Origin of the sequence: Devosia sp. 2618 (assembly GCF_040546815.1) — a bacterium.
In the GTDB taxonomy this organism is placed as follows: Bacteria; Pseudomonadota; Alphaproteobacteria; order Rhizobiales; family Devosiaceae; genus Devosia.
Window position 1 is genome coordinate 2,926,491 of sequence record NZ_JBEPOO010000001.1, and the last position, 21,551, is coordinate 2,948,041.

Genomic DNA, 21,551 nt, shown 5'->3' on the forward strand with positions numbered 1-21,551 from the left:
TTGGGAAGTGACCGGCGCGAGCAGAATGGCCCGCGCCGGAAGTGCGGGATTACTCAGCGACCGACACATTGACCAGGCTGGTCAGCCGGCCATTCGGGAAGATCACGAAGTCTTTGACGCTGTTGTTGACGGCAGTATTGAGCGAGCCATAGGCGATGTGCGCCGCTGGACCGTCACAGGCGAGCTTGGCCTGCACCTTGTCGTAGATGGCCTTGCGCGCTGCCGGATCGGTTTCCGAGCGGCCTTCGTCGAGCCAGGTATCGATTTCAGCGTCGTCATACTTGAAGACGTTGGTCGAACCGCCGCCATAGAAGGTGCGGTAGAAATATTCGTCCGGATCGGGGCTACCGCCATTGGCGGAGACGAACAGGTCAAAGTTAGAATTGCGCCAATCCTGCACGAACTGGCCGATTTCCTGATTGATCAGTTCAACCTCGATGCCGCCGGCGGCCAGCTGCTGCTGCACCACCTGGGCAATGTCGCGCGTGTCCTGGCGCGGCAAGACGTTCAGCTTGAGCTTGAGCGGCGTGGTGACGCCAGCCTCTGCCAGAAGCGCCTTGGCGCCATCAACATTGGTCGTGTAGCAGGCATAGGTCGATGGATCGACAGCCCAGTTCACCAGCGCCGGCGACAGCGGACCGGCGGGCACGCCCATGCCGAACAGGGCCGCATCGATGATTTCCTGACGGTTGAGCAGCATGTTGACGGCTTCGCGAACCTTTGGATTGCCAAAGGGCTCGCGGCTGACATTCATGCCGAGCAGGGTATAGGCGATGTCGCGCGTTTCCTGCACGGTCACATTCGGCTGCCCCTGCAACTGCAAGGCCGTTGCCGGATCGATGCCCGGCAGCAGGTCATATTCGCCGCTGGTGATGCCCACCTGACGCGTAGCCGATTCCGGCACGAAGCTGAACTTGACGCCATCGAGCTTTGGCAACCCCGCGACGTAATAGTCAGGGTTCTTTTCAAGGCTGATGAAGCCGTTTGGCTGCCACTCAACGAACTTGAACGGACCGGTGCCAACCGGCACCTGCTGCAGGCTTTCGGCGTTGGATTCAACTTCTGCCGGAACGATGGCGATGCCGGACAGCGAGCTCAGGATCGGCGCGAATGGCGCGTTCAGCGTCAATGCGACGGTCAGCGGATCGATGACTTCGATACCGGTGATCGGTGTAACGCGGCTGGCCAGCGGCGACGCGATCGCTTCGGACTGCACACGACGGATGGACGCGGCGACGTCCTCGGCATCGAAGGTGGTGCCATCGTGGAACTTGACGCCATCATGGAGCTTGAACGTGTAGGTCAGGCCGTCGGCCGAGATTTCCCAGGACTCAGCCAGACCGGGCACGACGGCGAGGTCCTTGTCGATGGCTGTCAGGGCTTCGTAGATATTGCTTTGCACGATCACCACCGAATTGAACGCGGTGATCAGATGCGGGTCGAGCCCGGCGGGCGATGAGTCGATGGCGACGTCTATCGTTGCGGCGCTGGCCGCACCGACCAGCATGGTTGACGCGAGCAGACCAAGTCCAAGTTTACGCAGTGTCATGTTCCCTCCAATGCGCTTGCCTTACCGAGCAGCAGCATTTCCAGCATAGGTCCAGTTCAATACCAGTCTGGACTTATGGCACGCTATGGTACTAACTGAGACGGCGCAAGCGCACAAAATCGGCGCACGCCACAGCGGAGGTTCCATGCAGGCCGAGCCTTTGCTCGACATCGAAAACCTATGCATCACGGCAGCAGGCCGCCCGGTGATCGAAGGCGTGTCGCTATCGATCGCTGCCGGTGAAATGGTCGGGCTGGTTGGCGAATCCGGGTGCGGCAAGTCGGTGACGGCACTGTCGATCATGCGCCTGCTGGCGGAGCCGCAGATGCGCGTGACGGATGGCAGCATTCGCTTTGATGGCCGGGATATTCTGGCGCTGGACGAGCGCGCGCTTGAGCGCCTGCGCGGCGATGATATCGCCATGATCTTTCAGGAGCCGATGACCTCGCTCAATCCCGTGCTGAACGTCGGCGAGCAGATTGCCGAGGTGGTGTTGCTGCATCGGCGGGTGTCACATGCCGAAGCAAACCAGCGCGCGATCGATCTTCTGACGCGCGTGGGTATTCCCGCGCCGGCCGCCGCCATGCAGCGTTATCCACATCAAATGTCTGGCGGTCAGCGTCAGCGTGTGATGATCGCCATGGCACTCGCCTGCGAGCCACGCCTGCTGGTAGCAGATGAGCCGACCACCGCGCTGGACGTGACCGTTCAGGCGCAAATTCTCGACCTGCTCGATGATCTGCGCCGCGAAACTGGCATGGCCGTTTTGCTGATCACCCATGATCTCGGCGTCGTTTCGCAATACTGCGACCGAGTGGCCGTCATGTATGGCGGCCGCGTTGTGGAAGAGGCGCTGGCCAGTGAAATCTTCGCCCATCCGCGCCATCGCTATACCGAGGCGCTGCTGCGCACCATTCCGGCGTCGAACCCGCCGGGCACCGAGCTTCCAGCCATTCCCGGCACTGTACCGCCGCCCGGCCGTCGTCCGGCTGGCTGTGCGTTTCATCCGCGCTGCCATGCCATGGTCGCGCCCTGCGCAACCGAAATGCCGCAACTGGCTGGTACCGGCCATCTGACGCGCTGCTGGAACCCTGCTGCATGAGCCTGCTTGAACTCAACAATCTGTCCAAGACCTATCCGGGCCCCAATGGCAGCAAGGTGCAGGCCGTGTCAGAGGTCTCACTCACCATTGCGCCGGGCGAAGTGCTGGGCGTTGTGGGGGAATCGGGTTGTGGCAAGTCGACCCTTGGACGCACGCTGCTCAAGCTGATCGAGCCGACAGGTGGGCAGATCATCTTTGAAGGCGCGGATATCACCGCCCTGTCGCGGGCGCAGATGAAACCCGTCCGCCGCGACATGCAGGTGATCTTTCAGGACCCGTTCGGCTCACTCAATCCGCGCCACACGGTTGGTTACATCATCGGCGAACCGCTGATCGTCCACCGCATTGGCGACAAGGCGTCTCGCACGGCGCGGGTCGCCGAGCTGCTGCGCATCGTTGGTTTGCCAGAGGATGCGGCAGAGCGCTATCCGCACGAATTTTCCGGCGGGCAGCGTCAGCGTATCGCCATCGCCCGCGCGCTTGCCCTCGACCCGAAATTGCTGGTGGCGGACGAAGCTGTGTCGGCGCTCGATGTGTCGATCCAGAGCCAGATCATCAATCTGATTGCCGATCTGCAAAAGCGGCTCAATCTCTCGATCCTGTTCATCAGCCATGACCTGTCGGTCATCCGCCATGTCAGCGACCGGATTGCCGTGATGTATCTGGGCCGGATCGTTGAAGTCGGACCGGCCGAGGAAATCATGGCCAGCCCGCAGCATCCCTATACTCAGGCGCTGCTATCGGCCATTCCGCGCCCCGGCGTGACGCGCGCCCAGCGTATCGTGCTGCAGGGCGAATTGCCCGACCCGTCCAATCCGCCCACCGGCTGCAGCTTCCACACGCGCTGTCCCATTGCGGTCGACATCTGTTCGGCCAGCCGTCCGGAACTGGCGCCGCCCGCCAATCCAACACAGCCCCATATAGGACTGGCCGCATGTCATCTCGCCTAGATATCGAAACGCGGCTCGACCGCGCGTTTTCGCCGGTCGCGGCCCTGGTTGAAGCCGGGCGCGTTCCCGGCGCGGTGCTGGGCATTGTCGATGCCGATGGCTCGCGCCGCCTTCGCCACATCGGGCAAGCGCAGACAGTGCCGGAAGCGCGGCCGATGACGCAGGACACCTGGTTCGACCTGGCGTCGCTGACCAAGGTGCTGTTCACGACGCCGGCCATTCTGGCCCTCGCCGACGCCGGCACAATCGACCTCGATACGCCGCTGACGACTGTGCTGCCCGATCTGCGGCATTACAATCTCGATGCCTGGGAGCGGAAGGTGACGTTCCGGCAGTGCCTCGGCCACCAGACGCCATTCCCTGCGGTCGAGCCGATCTATACCTATGGCCGCGATCCCGATCTGTTGCGCACCTTCATTTTGCAGCGCGAATGGCGGGCCGGGCCTTCGGTCTATTCCGACATCAATTTCATCCTGCTCGGCTTCGTGCTGGAGCGGCTCAACGGTAAGTGGATCCGCGAGCTGGATCCGGGGGCGGGCTTTGCGTGGTCGGCCGATCCGCTCAATGCAGCCGCGACTGAGAACTGCTACTGGCGCCACCGCGTGCTCTGCGGCGAAGTGCATGACGACAATTGTTCGGCGCTTGAGGGGGCTGGACATGCCGGTCTTTTCGGCACGGCAGACAGCGTGCTCGACTTCGCCCAAGGCCTGCTCGACGGCACAGGTGCATCCGCAGACGCCATCGCGCTGATGCGGCTGCCGATCTCCGGCAAGCGCACGCATGGCTGGGAACTGCCCTATGACGGCTGGTCGGGCGGCGATCAGTGCAACGGCTCGGTCATCGGCCATACCGGCTTCACCGGCACGGGCCTGTGGATCGACTTCGCAACGGGCAGCGCCTGGACGCTATTGACCAATCGGGTTCACCCCACGCGCCACTTCGATAGCGGCATTTTCACCCTGCGCCGCGCTGTGGGCGACGCCATCAACGCCAAAAGCTAGAGATCACCATGCAACCTCTGTGGGCCATCGGCCTGATGACCGGCACTGTGCTGGACGGCAATATCGACATCGCGCTGCTCCGCACCGATGGTGAGACCATTGCAGAGTTCGGCGCTTACACGCTGGCGCCCTATGGGCAACCTCTGCGTGAGCTGCTGGTGGAAACGCTGGATGTGGCGCGGAAATGGAACTTCGATGGACCCGAGCCCGCCATCTTTGCCGAAGCCGAAGCGGAACTGACGCGGGCACAGTCTTACGCCGTGCGCGATTTCGTGACGGCGCAGGGCATGAGCATGGGCGATATCGGCATTATCGGCTTTCACGGTCAGAGCGTACTGCACCGCGCGCCGCAGCCGGGACGCATCGGGGCGACGCGGCAGTTGGGCGATGGCGCACTGATGGCCGAAATCCTCGGCACCAAGGTCGCCTACGACTTCCGCAGCGCCGACGTTCGCGCCGGAGGACAGGGCGCCCCGCTATCGGCCATCTACCATCAAGCCTTGTTGCGCGGCATTGGTGCCAAAGGCGAGACAGCCGTGCTCAATCTCGGCGGCGTCGCCAATATCACCTGGTGGGATGGAGCGGACCAACTCATCGCCTTCGATACCGGGCCGGCCAATGCACCGATCAATGATTTCGTCAAATCACTGGGTCTCGGGGAAATGGACCGCGACGGCAAGCTCGCCTTGGCCGGCACCGTCGACGAGGCACGCCTCGCGGCTGCGCTATCGCACCCCTATCTCACCGCTGCCTATCCCAAGTCGCTCGACCGCTCCGATTTTACCGCCGAAATGGCCAAGGGTCTGTCGGCCGAGGATGGCGCAGCGCTGCTGACGGCATTCACCACATCCGCGGTAGGCAAGGCACTGGATCTATTGCCGCGTCGGCCAGATCGGCTGATCGTCTGCGGCGGTGGTCGCCGCAATCCGGCGATCATGGCCATGCTACCCAAGCGGGCCAATATCGACGTTCTGCCGGCCGAGGCCGTTGGCTGGCGCGGGGATGCAGTTGAGGCGGAGTGCTTTGGCTTGCTCGCGGTCCGCACGCTATGTGGCCTGCCGATCAGCTTTCCGACCACGACTGGTGTAGGTCCGATGACGGGTGGCCAGATCGCCGGCTAAGCGGCGGCCACAGCGGTGACGCGACGGGACGCCTGTGTGCCTATGACACAGGCGACAATGATCAGCCCGCCGCCAATCCACACCTGCAAAGGCGGCAATTCGGCAAAGAAAATGTAGCCGAACAGCGCCGCCCACAGTAGGCCGGTATAGTCGAGAATGGCAAAGATCGAAGCCGGGATGCGGCGCAATCCGGTGATCAGGAGCAGATAGCCCATGGCACCGAGGAACCCGACGCCGAACACCATCGGATAGGTTTCTGTCGGCGGCCATTCAAAGGTCGGGATGAGAAAAGGCACGGCCACCAATGCCGCCGCCAGCGATTGCGCCAGCGTCATCTGCGGCGCGCCTTCATCACTCGAGTGGTGCTTGAGCAAGACAATGGCACCGGCATAGGCGACCGGCGCCAGAACGGCTGCCGCCCAGGCCAGCGGTTCGAACTCGCCCGACACTTCGAGCATTTCGCCGCCAAACCCGATCACTGCCGAACCCGCCAGTCCAAAGGCCAGCGCCACGAAGATCAGTCGATGCGCACGCTCCTTGAGCAGCAACACGCTCATGCCTGTGATGTAGAGCGGCGCGGTCATCGCCAGCGCCGCAACTACCGCCAGCGGCAGGCGCGTGACAGCAAAGAAGAACAGAAAAGCCGTCGCGCCCATCAATGCACCGCGCACGGCGTGCCGGCCGAAGTTTTCGCGACGGGGCCAGGGCTGGCGGAACGCAGCAAGATAAAGCGCCAGCACCAGCGCCGCGCCGGTGTAGCGCACGAACACCACAAAGGGCGTGCCGACATGTGCGCCGAGCGCCTTGGCGACGGCGTCCATGGCACAAAGCAGCGTTATTCCGCTCATGGCGATGAGCATGCCGGTGGCCAGACCCTTGGGTGGCATGTTCAGAGAGCTTTCTGCAGGAAGACGCGGGTGCGGCCGGGCGGGAAGTCGTTCAGGCGGCCAAATTCGACATAACCGGCGCGCTGATAGACGTCTATAGCGGTGGGGCTGAAGCTATCGATATAGGCACCGTGGCAGCCGCGCTTGATCGCTTCGCTATCGGCCATTGCCAGAAGCCGAGCCGCGAGCCCCTGCCCGCGCAGGTCCTCGGCCAGCCACAACCACTGCACATAAAGCCAGCCCCACGCCGTGTAGCCACTGAGCCCGCCCTGCACCGTGTCACCGTCCCCGCGCACGAGGATAGCCAACGGGTTGCGTTCGGCGGGACCGACATCGTTGTCATTGAATGCGGTCAGCCCACCACCGACCGCCGCAAGTTCGGCGGCGCTCGGATTGTCGGTCAGTTCCAGCCGCAGGGACATGTCAGGCCAGCGCGCGGCGCAGATTGCCGCCATTCTGATCGAGCAGCGCCTGCGCTGCCGCCTTATCCAAATCGCGGGTCAACATCACGGTTGCCAGCTTGATGCTGCCATCGGCGGTATCGAGCGCGGCACGGGACGTGTCGTAGTCGCGGTCGGTGAGTGTGGCGACCATCTTGGCGGCCCGATCCTGCAACTTCACATTGGTGGGCCGCATCTCGACCATGAGGCCGCGATAGACATAGCCGAGGCGGATCATGATGCCGGTGGAAATGACGTTGAGCGCCACTTTCTGCGCCGTGCCTGCCTTCATGCGCGTTGAACCAGCAAGCAGTTCCGCGCCGGTTTCGAGCAGCACGGCGATGTCGGCCACTTCGCCAAGCTTGGCGTTGCGGTTGTTGAAAATGCCGATGGTGAGGGCACCGGCTTTTTTGGCGTGGACCAGCCCGGCAATCGCATAGGGCGTGCGGCCGCTGGCAGCGAGGGCAACGACCACGTCGGTGTCGTTGACCTGAACTTCGTCGAGCGCGGCGATAGCCAGTTCTTCGCTGTCTTCGGCGCCTTCGGCCGCCACAAAGATCGCATTGCGGCCGCCGGCCATCAGGTTGAGTGCGCGCTCATAGGGCCAGTTGAAGGTGGGCGGCAATTCGGCTGCGTCCTGCCCCCCGATGCGGCCCGAAGTGCCTGCGCCCATATAGATCAGGCGACCACCGCGCGCGAGCCGCTCGGCGCCCTGATCGATGGCTGCGGCTAGCGCCACATTGGCCGCCTGTACCGCGCCGATGGCAGCGAACTGGCCTTCGACGATGCCGGTGACGAGGCTGGCGCTATCCCAATCTTCGATGCTGGCAAAACGGGGCGAGGAGGCTTCGGTGGTGGTGGTCACGGCGTGGTCCTTTGAGTAGCGGCGAGGCGCGCAGCATTGGCTGCATGCAAGGCCGGATCGATTTGCGGAAAGCTGATATCTACGCCGGGGAGCGCAGCAATCAGCGCCGACTGGATTGAGGGATGGAGGCGAATGACGCCGCCGATGAAGGCCACTGGCAGCGCCCCGCCCCGACCGATCAGCGCCTTGGCCAGCCGAGCCAGTTCGCCCGCCGCGTCGGACAGCACCTTTAGAGCGAGCGGATCGCCCTCATCTGCGGCGCTCGCCACGGCCTGCGCCAGACCGCCGATGCGCCCACGGTCGCTGCCATAGATATATTGCTTGGTGATGTCCCAATCATCGCCACCCATAGCGGCAAACAGCTTGTCAGCGAGGACGCCCGCCTCGGCCGCGCCACCGGTTTCGTCGATGCGCCGATAGAGCTGGTCGAGCGCCGTCAGCGCGATCCAGGTGCCCGAACCGCCATCGTCGATCAAAAGGCCACGCCCACCGACGCGCAGCGTATTGCCGGCTGCGTCGATGTGAAGACCAATTGACCCGGTACCAGCAGACACCAGATGTCCCGCGCCCAGTTGGAAGGTGGCGTGGAAGGCCAGATCGAGGTCGTTCGTCACAGCAACATCGTCGGTTGCCAGACCAAGCCGTGCTGCGGCTAATGTCTTGAGTTCAGTCTCGACAGCATCACCAAAACCGGTAAGGCCAAGTCGCGCAGCGGTGATGGGCGCCACCTGCCCTGCATCAGCCGCGATGGCTTGCAGCACGGCATCAAGCTTGTTGCGTTCGACGGGATTGAACACGTGTGCCGTTGCACCGCCCGCCGCGCCACGACCGAGCACTTTGCCCTGAGCATCGACCAGCGCCCAGCGCGAGGCCGTACCGCCAACATCGATGCCGAGGTAAGCGGCCTGCATTACGACCCCATCACCTGCCGCACGAACATGCGGGTGATCTCGCGCGGATTGGTGATCATCGTGCCTACAACCACGGCATGGGCCCCTGCATCGAGCGCTGCACGCGCCAGTTCGGGCGTATTGTAGCGACCTTCGGCGACGATGGGCACCGTGATCCGCTTGGCGAGTTGTTCGACCAGTGCCAGATCGGGCTCAACAGGCTTGGGCATGGTGTAGCTGGTATAGCCAGAAAGGGTCGTCGACACATAGGTCGCCCCCATGTCGGCCGCCGCCAATCCCTCGTCCAGGGTCGATATGTCGGCGAAGACTTCGACGCCCAGTTCCTCGCGAATGCGGCGCACCATTGCGGCAGGCGCATCGCCGATTCGCGGACGTGGCGTACAATCGAGCGCGATGATATCGGCGCCCGCTTTCACCAATGCCTCGGCACTCGCAAAATCGGGGGTGATATAGACGTCGTAGCCGTCGCTCATCACCTTGTGGATGCCGATGACCGGCAGGCCCGCCGCCTTGACCGCAGCAACGTCGTCCGGACCATTGGCGCGGATGCCGACGGCTCCACCATCGCGCGCCGCCAGCGCCATCGCGCCCATGAAGTGCGCCCCATGCAGTGGGTTGTCGGCGCGGGCCTGGCAGGAAACCACCAGGCCGCCCTTTGGCAGAAGCAGGCTCACTTCACCGCCCCTGCCGTCATGCCGGAGATGAACTGCTTGGAGAGCAGGATATAGATGATGATGATCGGCGCGGCCGACAGGGTGAGCCCCGAGAACAGCGCGCCGTAATCGGTCGCGTATTCGCCCATGAACGTCGTGAGGCCCTGCGGCAGGGTCTTGAGATTATCGTTCTGGATGAAGACCAGCGGGAAAAAGAAGTCGTTCCAGATCGGCACGACGTTCTGGATCGCCGCAATCACCATGGCAGGCCGCACCAGCGGCAGCATGATGGCCCACATGATCCGCGCTTCGCTGGCGCCATCCATGCGCGCAGCGTCTTCCAGCTCGTTGGGCAATGTGCGGATAAAGCCGGTCATGATGAAGACCGTCGTGGGCAGGCCCATCGCCGTATAGACAAAGATCAGCGACAGCTGATTGTTGAGGATGCCCAGATCACGCATCAGCATGAACAGCGGAATGATCGCCAGCTTGAGCGGCAGGGTCAGCCCGGCAAGGAAGAACATCAGGATGAAGGAATTGCCCCAAAACTGGTATCGGCCAAGCGCATAGGCGGCCATGGTTCCCAGCGTCAGGATCAGCACCATCGAGGTACCGGTCACCACGAAAGAGTTGAACAGGTAGCGCAGGAAATTGGTGTCGGTCCATATCTTGACGAAGTTACCGACATTGGAAAAGTCGGGCACCGAGAACGGGCTCTGGAAGATTTCCATGTTCGTCTTGAACGCGGAAAACACCATGATGATGATCGGCGCCAGCATGATGAAGGTGTTGGCGACGAGAATGATCTGCAGCATGCCGTCGCGCCCAAGCGTCGCCAGCAATCCCTTACGATCGTAGTAGTTGTCGGTCGCGGTGCTCATAGCTGGATCTCCCGCGCCCGCAGTCGCACAGTGATGACGCTGGCCACCACGGCGATGAACAGGAACATCAGCACGGCAAGCGCGCTACCCAGACCGAAATCCTGGTGCGCCGCCGAGACGTTGCCGAAGGCCGTGCGGTAGAAATAGAGGCCCAGCACGTCGGTCGACCCATAGGGCGAGCCATCAAGCCCTGCCATGATGTAGGGCAGCTCGAACCAGTTGAAGGCACCCACGAACAGCAGCACGAAAACGATGGTGGTGCTGGGCGCGACAAGCGGCCAGACGATCTTGGTGATCTTGACCCATTCGCTCTGGGTTTCCATGCGCACGGCATCGACGATATCGGTCGGAATGCGCTGCATGCCGGCAAGGAACACCAGCGTCGGAAAGCCAACCATGTGCCAGGCCTGCGCGATGATCAGCGCCCAAAGTGCTGTTGAATCCTGCCCCAGCCAAGGCTGGGCGAAGTCGCCAAGCCCGATACCGCGCAGGCTCTGATTGACCGCGCCGAACAGGGGGTGAAGGAACAGCTTCCACAGATAGGCAACGATGATGGTGGAGAGCACCACCGGCAGGAACACCGCGACGCGATGGAAACGCGCGCCGGGCAATTCGCGCCACAGTGCGTAGGCCAGCAGAAAGCCCATGCCGTTTTGCAGCACCATCAGCGCAAAGAACACGATGATGTTGTGGCTAAAGGCATTCATCGTGCGCGAAGCATAGGGCTCGACGAACAGCACGGTGCGGAAATTTTCAAACCAGACGAAGTCGCCGCGCAGCAGGCCCTGCCAATCGTAAAAGGCATAGGCGAAGGCCGCGAGAATTGGGTAGACGATGAACAGCCCCACAAAGGCGAGCGGCGGCGCGATCAGCGCTGTAATCCACAAGCCGCGTCCAGTCATGCGCATTGTCGGGTCTTTCTTCGGCTGGCTTTCGTCGGGGTAAGAGTGGACGGGGCTCAGCGCCCCGCCCATCAGATTGCTTACTTCTTGAACGGCGCGTACCAGGCAGCCAGTTCCTTGGTGATGCGTTCACCGGCAGCTTCAGGCGTGGTCTGGCCAGCCATCAGCTTCTGAACTTCTTCCTGCAGCAGCACGGAGCCGGAAGGCTCGCCAAAGCGGAAGTGGACCAGCATGATGTAGGGGATCGAGTGCTGGTTCAGCTCGGCAACTTCAGCCAGCAGCGGGTTGTCGAAGGTGACGCCCGGAACGGTCGAAATGTTGTTGAGCGTGTTGGCGAACGCCTGGCCGAATTCCTGGCTCGCAACGTAGTTCAGGAACTTGAGGGCCGCTTCCTTGTTCTTGCCGCTGGCATTGGCGGCATAGCCACCGTCGTAATAGATGCCGACCAGCTTCTCATCGGTGGCCGCTTCGCCGGGCGCAGCGAAAATGCCGAGTTCGATGTCTGGGTTCATGGTCTTGAACGTGGCGAGCTCATAGGAGCCGCCCGCGAACATGCCGGCGAGACCCGAAACGAACAGCTGCTGGGCCGAGGGATAGTCGAGGCCGATAAAGCCGTCCGGGAAGTAGGCGCTGATGTCCTTGAGCTTGGCCAGCGCATTGGTAAAGCGCGCGTCGGTGAAGTCAGCTTTGCCGGCCATCAGGTCATCATAGAAGCCGCGCGTCATGATCGACGACACGAGGTCCGAGACGATGGTTTCGTTCTGCCAGGCGGTCGCAGTGCCATTGGCAAAGGCCATGACGCCAGCATCCTTGAGCTTCTGGCTCAGGGCGATGAACTCGTCCCAGGTCTGGGGTTCATCGAGGCCGTTGGCGTCGAAAATGCCCTTATTGTAGATAACGAACTGGGTCTGGCTGGCGAAAGGCACAGCATAGAGCGTGCTGTCGGACCGCATGGTTTCGGCCTGCAGTGCGCTTTCGGCAAAACCCTTGAGGTTCGGCACGGTGTCGACGCTGATTGGCTCAAGATAGCCGGCCGACGCGATGGCTTCCATGCCGCCATAGGCGCGCACCATCATCAGATCCGGGCCGGTACCACCAGCAAGGGCGGTCGACAGAATGGTGTTGTAGTTTGCCGCTTCGAACGTTTCGAAGGTGACAGTGATGCCTGGATTGGCGGCTTCAAAGGTGTCGATGAACTTTTCGTACTGGGCGCGGTCTTCCTGCCGCCAGCTCCAGAACGTCAAATCCTGCGCCATCGCTGGCGCTGCAACGAGAACGGCCGCAAGAGCCGCGCCGATGCGCAAAGTTGTCCGATTCATTGTCTTAGTCCTCCTGAGATTAAGGTATGCGAAGTGTTCTTTGAGGCCCCCTCAGGCCTCGAGCCGCCGACCGTCCTCGGCGGAAAAGAAGTGCGCAGCCGACGCGTTGATCGACACCGTGACCGGGGTTTCGGGCGCGTAAAGATCGTTGACGCCAACCCGCGCCGGCATCACCGTGCCGTCGGCAAGGCGTACGTAAACGAACGCGTTGTCGCCCAGGTATTCGGTGTAAACGACCTCGCCGATCAGCCCGTCGTCGCCATGGCCACGGCTCAGCGACACCGCATCGGGGCGCACGCCGACCTTGAGCTTGGCCACATCGGGCAAAGCCGATACGGCGACGGACCCACCATTGGCGATGCCGAGGCGGCCGCCGTCACGGGTCATTTCAACCAGCGTCATGCGCGGCGAACCGATAAAGGTCGCGACGAACGTATTGGCGGGCGTTTCGTAGAGTTCGCGCGGGCTACCGACCTGCTCGATCCGGCCAAGGTTCATGACGACGATCTTGTCGGCCAGCGTCATGGCCTCGACCTGATCGTGGGTCACGTAGATCATGGTGCCGCCGATGTCCCGGTGCAGCTTGGCGATCTCCAGACGCACATCGGAGCGCAGCGCCGCGTCGAGATTGGACAGGGGCTCATCGAGCAGGAACACTTCAGGCTTACGCACCAGCGCACGGCCGATGGCGACGCGTTGGCGCTGACCGCCGGAGAGTTCGCGCGGCTTGCGCTTGAGATAGGGTTCGAGCCGCAGCATGCGCGATGCCTCGGCAATGCGGGCTTCGACGGCAGGCTTGTCGAGCCCCATCAGTCGCGCGCCAAAGGCCATGTTTTCATAGACGTCCATATGCGGATAAAGCGCGTAGGACTGGAACACCATGGCAATGCCGCGGCGCGATGGCGGCACGTCGTTCATGCGCTGGCCGTTAAGCAGGAACTCGCCATCGCTGATCGGGTCGAGCCCCGCGATCAGGCGCAGAAGCGTGGATTTACCGCAGCCGGAGGGGCCGACGAACACCACAAATTCCCGGTCACCGATTTCGAGATCGATGCCGTGCAGCACATCAGTCGTCTTGAAACGCTTCTTGATACCGCGAAGTGAAAGCTGTGCCATGCCCCAACCTAGTCCAAAATGCTACCGCAATACGACCAATAGAATACCAATTGAGCCCATCTCAAGGGTTCTGTACAGCCCCATGCGCTTGCGCCCGAGCTTTCCCACAAAGGAAAACGCCCCGGCGGCCGCTTTCGCGACCATCCGGGGCGTCAAATCTGTCTGGTCTTTGTCGGGCGCTAGCCCGGCTTAGCTGCGCAGGCCCGGGGCTTCCTGGCCGGTGCTCTCGACATATTCGGTATAGCCGCCGCCATAGACGTGAACGCCCTCAGGCGTCAGTTCCAGAACGCGGTTCGAAAGCGCGGCGAGGAAATGGCGGTCGTGCGAGACGAAAAGCATGGTGCCTTCATATTGCGACAGCGCGGTGATGAGCATTTCCTTGGTGGCGATGTCCAGATGGTTGGTCGGCTCGTCAAGCACGAGGAAGTTCGGAGGATCGAACAGCATCATGGCCATGACCAGACGGGCCTTTTCGCCACCCGACAGCACGCGGCACTTCTTTTCGATCTCGTCGCCGGAAAAACCAAAAGCCCCAGCCAGAGCGCGCAGTGGGGCCTGCCCGGCTTGCGGGAACGAGCTTTCCAGCTGCTGGAACACGGTGAGGTCACCCTCAAGCACATCCATCGCGTGCTGGGCAAAATAGGCCATCTTGACCGAAGGCCCACGCGAAACATTGCCTTGATCTGGATCGGCCGTGCCGGTCACCAGCTTGAGCAGCGTCGACTTGCCGGCGCCGTTGACGCCCATGATGCACCAGCGTTCCTTGCGGCGTACGTGGAAATCGAGCCCGTCATAGATGGTGCGATCGCCATAGCTCTTGGACACACCCTTAAGCAGCGCCACGTCTTCGCCTGAACGCGGCGCGGGGCGGAACTCAAAGTCCACCGTCTGGCGGCGCTTGGGCGGCTCGACGCGGTCGATCTTGTCGAGCTTTTTGACCCGGCTCTGCACCTGCGCAGCGTGAGACGCGCGGGCCTTGAAGCGGGCGATGAAGTCCAACTCCTTCGCCAACATCGCTTGTTGGCGCTCAAATTGCGCCTGCTGGTTCTTTTCCGAGATGGCGCGCTGCTGCTGGTAGAATTCGTAATTGCCCGAATAGGTGGTCAGCGAGCCGGCGTCGATTTCGACGATCTTGGTGCAGATGCGGTTCATGAATTCGCGGTCGTGCGAGGTCATGAACAGGGCGCCGCTATAGTTCTGCAGGAAAGCTTCGAGCCAGATCAGGCTTTCGAGATCCAGATGGTTGCTCGGCTCGTCGAGCAGCAGCGCGTCAGGCCGCATCAGAAGGATGCGGGCCAGCGCCACGCGCATCTTCCAGCCGCCGGAAAGCTTGCCGACATCACCATCCATCATTTCCTGGGAAAAGCCGAGGCCATCGAGCACTTCGCGGGCGCGACCGTCGAGCGAATAGCCGTCCAGTTCTTCGAACTGGTGCTGGATTTCGCCATAGCGTTCGATGATGGCATCCATCTCGTCGGCCTTGTCGGGATCGCCCATATCGGCTTCGAGCGCGCGCATTTCGGTGATCAGGGCACTGACCGGACCGGCGCCATCCATCACTTCGGCAACGGCGCTGCGCCCACCCATCTCGCCGACATCCTGGCTGAAATAGCCGATGGTGACGCCGCGCTCCATCGACACCTGCCCCTCGTCGGGCTGTTCTTCGCCGGTGATCATGCGGAACAGAGTGGTCTTGCCGGCGCCATTGGGGCCGACCAGACCGATCTTTTCGCCCTTCTGCAACACTGCCGAAGCGTCGATGAAGACGATCTGTTTGCCGTTCTGTTTGCCGATGCTTTCGAGACGTATCATGGGATTCCGAGGTGTCTGGCTGCCCGCCTCAAGGCGCGCGGAAAGCGCCGGTAAAGCATTGCAGACCGCTCAACGCAAGCATCGCGCGGTCACAGGTGGTTTGCGCTGGCTGCTCGGGACAAAATACCGCGTCTTTTCCTGAATAAAGTTTGCAGTGATGGGGCGGTGATTCAGGAAATGACAAAGAGTTTGGCGCAACATGGACATGCGTCGGTGCCTTGTATTGCGTCCGCCGACCCATGGAGAACGACGTGTCGTCACCTTGGCAGATGTTGGCCGGCAATCTTGCCGTCGTAACGCTGTTTGTGCTCGGTTGGGGGCATGCACGCTTTTGGCTGCGCAATGTGCCCGGCCTGGCGCGGAGCGCGCTGTTCGGTCTGGCCATGGGGCTCGGGGCCATCGCCTCGATGATGATGTCGGCGCAGATGCAGCCCGGCTCCTATATCGATCTCCGGCTGTCGCTCATTGCTGTCGCTGCGTTTTTTGGTGGCCCGCTATCTGCACTGATCGCGACGACGCTGGCGCTGAACTGGCGTTATGAAATGGGTGGCGTCGGCCTGACCGCCGGCCTGACCACCATTGCCCTGATGACCGTACTGGGCCTGCTGGGGCGCGTCGCCGTGGCCAGACAGGGCTCCAAGCCCTGGCATGGTGCGGTGCTCGGCGTTGTTGTCGGGGCCATTTCGGCGGCTGGCATCCTGCTGCTGCCGGGCGATACGGTCGCTGAGGCCATCTTCAACCACGCCCTGCCACTTGGCGTCCTGAATACGTTGACGACGGCGCTGGCAGGCGTGGTCTTCTTGCAGGCCCGCCGGTTTTCCGCTGACCGCGACCTGTTGGCCGCGGCGCTCTCACAGGCCCCCGACTATGCCTATGTCAAAGACCGCCATGGCCGGTTCAGCGCGGTCAATGACGCGGTTGTTGGCCTTTATGGGCGCAGCAGCCCGGCAGAAATGATCGGCAAAACGGACTTTGACGTATCGCCTCCAGAGCGGGCGCAGACCGTGTTTGAAGCCGAGCGACGGATCATCGAAACCGGCGTGCCGCAGGTAGCACTCGAGGAGTTCGTCAAGGATTCCAAGGGGGTGACGCGCTGGTATGTGACGTCCAAGGTGCCGCTATACGCACCGAATGGCGATGCCATCGGTATGGCGGGTGTTACCCGCGACATCACCGCCGACAAGCAGATGCGCGAGGATCTGATCGAGAGCCGCAACACGCTGTCCTATGCACTGGCAGAAATGTCGGACGGGCTGGCAATGTTTGATGCGACGGGGCGCATTGAGCTTTCGAACGAGCAGTATCGCGCCAGCTTTCCCTATACCGGTCATCTCCGCCAACCTGGCGCGCACATGCGCGACATTTTGCGCGCAGTGATCGAGACCGGAGAACAGGTTACCGCGCCCAAGTCCCGCGTCGAAGGCTGGATGACCCATATCATCGCCAATCTGCACCGCGAGAGCGAGGAAGAGGTCAACCTCTTTAACGGGCGCTGGTTGCAGGTGCGAACTCGGCCGACGTCGAAAGGCAAGACGCTTGTTGTCGTGACCGATGTAACGCGCCTCAAGCAGACGGAACTCGATCTGCAGGACGCCAGCGACAAGCTCAAATATCTGGTGCGCACCGATGCGCTGACGGGGCTCTACAATCGCCGGGCTTTTGATGATGCCGTTGAAACCGAGGTGTCGCGCAGCTCGCGCACCGGGACACCGATGAGCCTGCTGCTGATCGATGTGGATCGCTTCAAAGCCTATAACGACCACTATGGCCATCCAGCAGGCGACGACTGCCTGCGTCGGGTTGGCGAGTACCTTAGTGCCGGGTTGCATCGCCCGGCCGACATGGAGGCGCGTTACGGTGGCGAAGAGTTTGTCGCCATCTTGCCCGATACGGACGAGGACGGCGCCTATCTCGTGGCGGAAGGCTTCCGCAAGTCGCTGGCGGCGGGCAGAATTCCTCATCTTGCCAGCGAGCGCGGCTATGTGACGGCCAGTGTTGGCGTCGCAACTTACACTGCCGACAATCTGCACCGCAGCGTCCGCGAAATCATCCAGGCCGCCGACGAAGCGCTTTACAGCGCCAAAGCCGCCGGCCGGGATCGTGTGTTTGGCACCCGCGTCAGCGGCGTGCGCCGCCGCTACGCGAGCGAGTAATCAGGCCAGCGTGCCGTAGAGTTCGTCGAACAGCTTGGCGACATGCATGGCTGTGTAGATGCCACCGAAATTGGTGTTACCCACCCGGCCAATCACCTTGCCTGCTGCAACGGCCGGAAGGCGGGTCCAGGTCTGCTGCTGCGCCACGGGCTCAAGCCCGCCTTCGGTGTGCAGCACCAGCAGGATGCCATCGACGCCGCCCAGAACATCGCTGAAGTTCTCGGCACTGACGATGTTGCCCTCGACCACGGGAATGGTCTTGGCACCAAGGTCAGCCATGATCTGGGGCTGCAGCAGGCTCAACTCGGCCTGAAGGAAAATGGTGCCGTCGCTCCAGGGCTGCACCACGGCAATGGTCTTGCTGGCGATCTGCTCGGCACGGCGCTGTTTGATGTCGGCAATCAGCGCATCATACTCGGCAAGCATCGCATCGGCAGCGCCTTCGCGACCGGTCCAGACGCCAATCTGGGCGAGGATTTCTTTCCACGGCAGCACGTATGGCGGCGGCAGAACCGGCGCGACGTCCTTGAGGCGATTGATCGGCCAATACTCGCTGTCGCGGTCGCCAACGTCGGTGCAGATGATGAGGTCGGGATCGAGCGCCAGCACTTGCTCCAGATCGGGGACTTCGCCAACAAACTTCCAGTTTGGATCGGCGGGCACCCATGGCTCGACCTTGTCATAGGCATGGCCGACGATATTGAGGCCCAGCGCAACGGCCGGTTCGATATCGAGGCGGCTATCGACGCAGAGCACGCGCTGCGGATCGGCCGGAATGTCGTAGGTGCCGAGCGCCGTTGTAACGCTGCGTGTTTCCTGCGCAAAGGCGCTCTGCGGCACGAGGCCTGCCAAAGCCAGCCCTGCCGCACCGATACCGAAGCTGCGGCGGTTCAAAGTGATCGTCTTGGTCATGGTATTTCCTTATGCGGCAGGCGCAGAACCGCGCGGAATAACCAGCGGTGTGTGGGCAATAGGATCGTCGATGATGATGCAGGGCAGGCCGAAGACTTCTTCGACCAGTTCGGCCGTGACGATGTCGCGCGGGGCCCCTTCGGCAATCACCGCGCCATCGCGCATGGCGATGATGTGGGTGGCGTAGCGGCAGGCGTGGTTGAGATCGTGGAGCACGGCGACGATGGTCTGGCCATCGCGACGGTTGAGTTCGCCCAGCAGTTCAAGAAGTTCGATCTGGTGGGTGATGTCGAGGAAGGTGGTCGGTTCGTCGAGCAACAGGAGCGGGGTTTCCTGCGCCAGCACCATGGCGACCCAGACGCGCTGGCGCTGGCCGCCGGACAGTTCGTCCATCAGACGATGCGACAGCGCTGTCACCTTGGTGGCTTCCATGGCGGCAATGACAGCCACTTCATCCTCGGTCGACCACTGGCGCAAGAGCTTTTGGTGCGGATAGCGGCCACGGGCGATCAGATCGGCAACGGTAATGCCTTCTGGCGCAATCGAGCTCTGGGGCAAGAGACCCAGACGGCGCGCGACTTCTTTGGCCGGGTAGGACGAGATGGTCTGCCCGTCCAGCACCACCCTGCCCTCGGCTGGCTTGATCAGACGAGACAGCGCGCGCAGCAAGGTGGACTTACCGCAGGCATTTGCCCCAACCACGACGGTGAAGGAACGGTCCGGAATTTTCACCGACAGGTCGGTGGAAATGACACGCTTGTCGTAGCCGATGGTAATGCCTTCGGCGAACAGGCGCGGATCGGCTGCGGCGAGTGCGGGATCGTGTCGGTTCATCGGATCATCCATTCCTATCGTCTTGTTTCGCGCAGCAGCAGCCACACGAAGTAAACGCCGCCCAGGCTGACCGTGACAATGCCAACGGGAAGCTGGGTGGGTGCGAAAGCGCGTTGCGCCAGATAGTCAGCGGCCGCCAGCAGAAGCGCGCCCATGGCCGCAGCGGGCAGCATGGCGACACCGGGGCTGCCGGTCAGGCGACGGGCCAGCTGTGGTGCGGCCAGTGCCACAAAACCGATTGGGCCGGCCGTTGCCGTCACTGTCGCCGTCAGGGCAACGCCGAGCACCAGCAAGGCCAGACGCGTCCGCTCGGCGCTGACCCCGAGGGCTCGGGCCGCGTCGTCGCCCAGTTCAAGCTGCGCCATCGGGCGGCTCATCAACAGCGCAAGCGGGATCAGGATACCAAGGATCAGCACCGACGGGCCGAGGCGATCAAGGCCGAGGCCGTTGAGCGAACCCGCACCCCAGATCGCAGCGGCCATCGCCACTTCGAGCTTGGCGCGCAGCAGCATCCAGGTGTTGAGCGAGTTGAGCATGGCCGAAACGCCAATGCCGACGATGATCAGGCGGAAGCCCTGCACGCCTCGGCTATAGGCCAGCACATAGACGATCAGCGCCGTCGCCAGCCCGCCGAGCAGCGCGCCGCCTGCGATGAAGTAATAGCCGCCCTGCATCAAGATGATGACGACCAGTGCGCCAGTATAAGCGCCGGCGTCAAAGCCGATGATGTCGGGGCTACCCAGCGGGTTGCGGGTCAGCGACTGGAAAATGGCGCCGCCAATGCCCAGTGCTGCGCCCAAAATGAGCGCCAGCGCGGTACGCGGCAGGCGCCATTCGACGACCACCATATGGACGCGACCTTCGGCCTGTCCCAGCAATGCCCAGATCACGTCCGGTAGTGGCACCTGATACTCGCCACTCGCCAGCGTGATCAGCGCGACCACTAAAGCGACGCCCAGCAATATGGCGCAGACGGTGACGGTCTTGACGTCGAGCCGATAGGACAGCGCACCACCGAAATTGCGCACCGCCTGGATCGGGCGGCCAAAGTCGATGCCCTTGGGTTGCTCGATAATGCTCATAGCCCACTCACCCGGCGGCGGCGCGCCAACAAGATCAGAACCGGTGCGCCGACGAAGGCGGTGACGATACCGACCTGCAATTCGCCCGGCCGCATGACGAGGCGGCCGACAATATCGGAGGTGAGCAACAGCACTGGCGACAGCACAACCGTAAAGAGGAATATCCAGCGCTGGTCCGGACCAACGATCCAACGCGCGACGTGGGGCACCATCAGCCCAACAAAGCCAATAGGACCGGCAGCAGCCGTGGCCGCACCCGCCAATAGCGTGGTGGAGACGATGACCAGTGCCCGCGTGCGCGTGATGTTGGCACCCAGCGCCGATGCGAGGTCGTCACCTAATGCCACCGCGTTCAGTGGCCGCGCCACAAACAGCGAGATGATCAGGCCGATCACGATGAACGGCAGCACAGCCCAGAGCGTCTCGTAGCCAGGAGCCACCAGCGAACCAGCGCCCCACTGGCGCATGCGATCGAAAATGGTCGGGTTGAGCAGGGTAATGCCTGATGAAATGCCGCTTAGAACAGCGCCGATGGCAACACCGGCCAGCGTCAGACGCACTGGCGTCGCCCCTGCCCGACCAGCCGAGCCGATGGCATAGACGACGACGGTGGTGAGGATCGCGCCGAGGAACGCGAACCAGATATAGCTTTGCACCGATGTCAGGCCGAACAGGCCAACTGCCAGCACCACGAAGAACGCCGCACCGGCATTGACGCCGAGAATACCGGGATCAGCCAGCGGATTGCGGGTCAGCGCCTGGATCAGCGCACCGGACATGCCAAGCGCTGCGCCGACCACCAGCCCCATCAGCGTACGCGGAACGCGCAGCGCCTGAATGATGGCGTGGTCGTCGCTGTCATTGTAGGCAAACAGCGCGTCGAGAACGGTGGACACCGGAATGTCCTTGGAGCCGATGGCGATGCTGGCGAGCAGCACCGCAACGAGCACGAGAACGGCCAGCATAAGCCAGCCGAACCGCATGGCGTTGGTCTGGGCGAGCCCGGGGCGTTTCTGCTCCTGGCGCGCCAGATCCTGACTGGTGACGGCTGTCGTGCTCAC

General features: G+C 62.5%; 20 protein-coding genes. 5 read left to right on the plus strand and 15 right to left on the minus strand.

The genetic code is table 11. The annotated features are described in order from the left end of the window. Positions 1-49: 49 nt before the first annotated feature. Positions 50-1,549 (minus strand): ABC transporter substrate-binding protein, encoded by a 1,500-nt coding sequence (locus ABIE28_RS14560; protein ID WP_354064117.1) that lies wholly within the window; start codon positions 1,547-1,549, stop codon positions 50-52. A 145-nt stretch (positions 1,550-1,694) separates the two neighbouring features. On the opposite strand from ABIE28_RS14560, the gene ABIE28_RS14565 reads away from it, so the two are divergent. Genes ABIE28_RS14565 through ABIE28_RS14580 form a run of 4 tightly spaced genes read left to right on the plus strand, consistent with a single transcriptional unit; the run spans position 1,695 to position 5,723 of the window. Then, positions 1,695-2,651 carry an ABC transporter ATP-binding protein gene (locus tag ABIE28_RS14565; RefSeq protein ID WP_354064119.1) on the plus strand — a complete coding sequence of 319 codons (957 nt, stop codon included), beginning with the start codon at positions 1,695-1,697 and terminating at the stop codon, positions 2,649-2,651. Next, positions 2,648-3,601: an ABC transporter ATP-binding protein gene (locus ABIE28_RS14570; RefSeq protein WP_354064121.1), complete on the plus strand. Its 954-nt coding sequence runs from the start codon at positions 2,648-2,650 to the stop codon at positions 3,599-3,601. The genes ABIE28_RS14565 and ABIE28_RS14570 overlap by 4 nt, the downstream gene beginning before the upstream one ends. Beyond that, positions 3,586-4,602: a serine hydrolase domain-containing protein gene (locus ABIE28_RS14575; protein ID WP_354064123.1), complete on the plus strand. Its 1,017-nt coding sequence runs from the start codon at positions 3,586-3,588 to the stop codon at positions 4,600-4,602. Before ABIE28_RS14570 ends, ABIE28_RS14575 begins: the two co-directional genes overlap by 16 nt. Before the next feature lie 8 nt (positions 4,603-4,610). Further along, on the plus strand, positions 4,611-5,723 hold the full coding sequence (locus ABIE28_RS14580; protein ID WP_354064125.1) for an anhydro-N-acetylmuramic acid kinase: 1,113 nt from the start codon (positions 4,611-4,613) through the stop codon (positions 5,721-5,723). Here the strand turns inward: ABIE28_RS14580 and ABIE28_RS14585 are convergent. From ABIE28_RS14585 to ABIE28_RS14630, 10 genes are all read right to left on the minus strand, one after another. Then, entirely contained in the window at positions 5,720-6,610 is an 891-nt protein-coding gene (locus ABIE28_RS14585) for a DMT family transporter (RefSeq protein ID WP_354064127.1), read from the minus strand. The two genes, ABIE28_RS14580 and ABIE28_RS14585, sit on opposite strands and share 4 nt — an antisense overlap. Before the next feature lie 2 nt (positions 6,611-6,612). Continuing rightward, positions 6,613-7,032, minus strand: a complete 420-nt coding sequence (locus ABIE28_RS14590; RefSeq protein ID WP_354064129.1) for a GNAT family N-acetyltransferase — start codon at positions 7,030-7,032, stop codon at positions 6,613-6,615. Between the two features lies 1 nt (position 7,033). Continuing rightward, positions 7,034-7,915 (minus strand): N-acetylmuramic acid 6-phosphate etherase, encoded by an 882-nt coding sequence (locus ABIE28_RS14595; protein ID WP_354064130.1) that lies wholly within the window; start codon positions 7,913-7,915, stop codon positions 7,034-7,036. Continuing rightward, positions 7,912-8,826, minus strand: a complete 915-nt coding sequence (locus ABIE28_RS14600) for an N-acetylglucosamine kinase (protein WP_354064131.1) — start codon at positions 8,824-8,826, stop codon at positions 7,912-7,914. Before ABIE28_RS14600 ends, ABIE28_RS14595 begins: the two co-directional genes overlap by 4 nt. After that, positions 8,826-9,500: an N-acetylmannosamine-6-phosphate 2-epimerase gene (locus ABIE28_RS14605; protein WP_354064133.1), complete on the minus strand. Its 675-nt coding sequence runs from the start codon at positions 9,498-9,500 to the stop codon at positions 8,826-8,828. Before ABIE28_RS14605 ends, ABIE28_RS14600 begins: the two co-directional genes overlap by 1 nt. Continuing rightward, positions 9,497-10,360: a carbohydrate ABC transporter permease gene (locus tag ABIE28_RS14610; RefSeq protein ID WP_354064135.1), complete on the minus strand. Its 864-nt coding sequence runs from the start codon at positions 10,358-10,360 to the stop codon at positions 9,497-9,499. Before ABIE28_RS14610 ends, ABIE28_RS14605 begins: the two co-directional genes overlap by 4 nt. Next, the gene (locus ABIE28_RS14615; RefSeq protein WP_354064137.1) at positions 10,357-11,262 is read right to left on the minus strand and encodes a carbohydrate ABC transporter permease; all 906 of its coding nucleotides are present in this window, start codon (positions 11,260-11,262) and stop codon (positions 10,357-10,359) included. Before ABIE28_RS14615 ends, ABIE28_RS14610 begins: the two co-directional genes overlap by 4 nt. An 80-nt stretch (positions 11,263-11,342) precedes the next feature. Then, entirely contained in the window at positions 11,343-12,581 is a 1,239-nt protein-coding gene (locus tag ABIE28_RS14620; protein WP_354064139.1) for an extracellular solute-binding protein, read from the minus strand. A gap of 51 nt (positions 12,582-12,632) precedes the next feature. Continuing rightward, positions 12,633-13,697 (minus strand): ABC transporter ATP-binding protein, encoded by a 1,065-nt coding sequence (locus ABIE28_RS14625; RefSeq protein WP_354064141.1) that lies wholly within the window; start codon positions 13,695-13,697, stop codon positions 12,633-12,635. 189 nt (positions 13,698-13,886) lie between these two features. Next, the gene (locus ABIE28_RS14630; RefSeq protein ID WP_354064143.1) at positions 13,887-15,509 is read right to left on the minus strand and encodes an ABC-F family ATP-binding cassette domain-containing protein; all 1,623 of its coding nucleotides are present in this window, start codon (positions 15,507-15,509) and stop codon (positions 13,887-13,889) included. Positions 15,510-15,760: 251 nt separating this feature from the next. Between ABIE28_RS14630 and ABIE28_RS14635 the strand changes: the two genes are divergently transcribed. Beyond that, on the plus strand, positions 15,761-17,662 hold the full coding sequence (locus tag ABIE28_RS14635) for a diguanylate cyclase (RefSeq protein ID WP_354064145.1): 1,902 nt from the start codon (positions 15,761-15,763) through the stop codon (positions 17,660-17,662). Here the strand turns inward: ABIE28_RS14635 and ABIE28_RS14640 are convergent, their stop codons facing one another. Genes ABIE28_RS14640 through ABIE28_RS14655 form a run of 4 tightly spaced genes read right to left on the minus strand, consistent with a single transcriptional unit; the run spans position 17,663 to position 21,551 of the window. Next, entirely contained in the window at positions 17,663-18,574 is a 912-nt protein-coding gene (locus ABIE28_RS14640) for an ABC transporter substrate-binding protein (RefSeq protein ID WP_354064147.1), read from the minus strand. A 9-nt stretch (positions 18,575-18,583) separates the two neighbouring features. Further along, positions 18,584-19,408, minus strand: a complete 825-nt coding sequence (locus tag ABIE28_RS14645; RefSeq protein WP_354064148.1) for an ABC transporter ATP-binding protein — start codon at positions 19,406-19,408, stop codon at positions 18,584-18,586. Between the two features lie 14 nt (positions 19,409-19,422). Further along, a complete protein-coding gene (locus ABIE28_RS14650; RefSeq protein WP_354064150.1) occupies positions 19,423-20,490 on the minus strand; it encodes a FecCD family ABC transporter permease in 1,068 nt (355 codons plus the stop codon). Further along, positions 20,487-21,551, minus strand: coding sequence for an iron chelate uptake ABC transporter family permease subunit (locus ABIE28_RS14655; protein ID WP_354064152.1), 1,065 nt, complete (start codon positions 21,549-21,551; stop codon positions 20,487-20,489). Before ABIE28_RS14655 ends, ABIE28_RS14650 begins: the two co-directional genes overlap by 4 nt.

Excerpts from the sequence above, each read along its gene's own strand:
- ABIE28_RS14560 (WP_354064117.1), bottom strand. The coding sequence starts at position 1,549 with ATGACACTGCGTAAACTTGGACTTGGTCTGCTCGCGTCAACCATGCTG.
- ABIE28_RS14565 (WP_354064119.1), top strand. The coding sequence starts at position 1,695 with ATGCAGGCCGAGCCTTTGCTCGACATCGAAAACCTATGCATCACGGCA.
- ABIE28_RS14570 (WP_354064121.1), top strand. The coding sequence starts at position 2,648 with ATGAGCCTGCTTGAACTCAACAATCTGTCCAAGACCTATCCGGGCCCC.
- ABIE28_RS14575 (WP_354064123.1), top strand. The coding sequence starts at position 3,586 with ATGTCATCTCGCCTAGATATCGAAACGCGGCTCGACCGCGCGTTTTCG.
- ABIE28_RS14580 (WP_354064125.1), top strand. The coding sequence starts at position 4,611 with ATGCAACCTCTGTGGGCCATCGGCCTGATGACCGGCACTGTGCTGGAC.
- ABIE28_RS14585 (WP_354064127.1), bottom strand. The coding sequence starts at position 6,610 with ATGCCACCCAAGGGTCTGGCCACCGGCATGCTCATCGCCATGAGCGGA.
- ABIE28_RS14590 (WP_354064129.1), bottom strand. The coding sequence starts at position 7,032 with ATGTCCCTGCGGCTGGAACTGACCGACAATCCGAGCGCCGCCGAACTT.
- ABIE28_RS14600 (WP_354064131.1), bottom strand. The coding sequence starts at position 8,826 with ATGCAGGCCGCTTACCTCGGCATCGATGTTGGCGGTACGGCCTCGCGC.
- ABIE28_RS14610 (WP_354064135.1), bottom strand. The coding sequence starts at position 10,360 with ATGAGCACCGCGACCGACAACTACTACGATCGTAAGGGATTGCTGGCG.
- ABIE28_RS14615 (WP_354064137.1), bottom strand. The coding sequence starts at position 11,262 with ATGACTGGACGCGGCTTGTGGATTACAGCGCTGATCGCGCCGCCGCTC.
- ABIE28_RS14620 (WP_354064139.1), bottom strand. The coding sequence starts at position 12,581 with ATGAATCGGACAACTTTGCGCATCGGCGCGGCTCTTGCGGCCGTTCTC.
- ABIE28_RS14625 (WP_354064141.1), bottom strand. The coding sequence starts at position 13,697 with ATGGCACAGCTTTCACTTCGCGGTATCAAGAAGCGTTTCAAGACGACT.
- ABIE28_RS14630 (WP_354064143.1), bottom strand. The coding sequence starts at position 15,509 with ATGATACGTCTCGAAAGCATCGGCAAACAGAACGGCAAACAGATCGTC.
- ABIE28_RS14640 (WP_354064147.1), bottom strand. The coding sequence starts at position 18,574 with ATGACCAAGACGATCACTTTGAACCGCCGCAGCTTCGGTATCGGTGCG.
- ABIE28_RS14645 (WP_354064148.1), bottom strand. The coding sequence starts at position 19,408 with ATGAACCGACACGATCCCGCACTCGCCGCAGCCGATCCGCGCCTGTTC.
- ABIE28_RS14650 (WP_354064150.1), bottom strand. The coding sequence starts at position 20,490 with ATGAGCATTATCGAGCAACCCAAGGGCATCGACTTTGGCCGCCCGATC.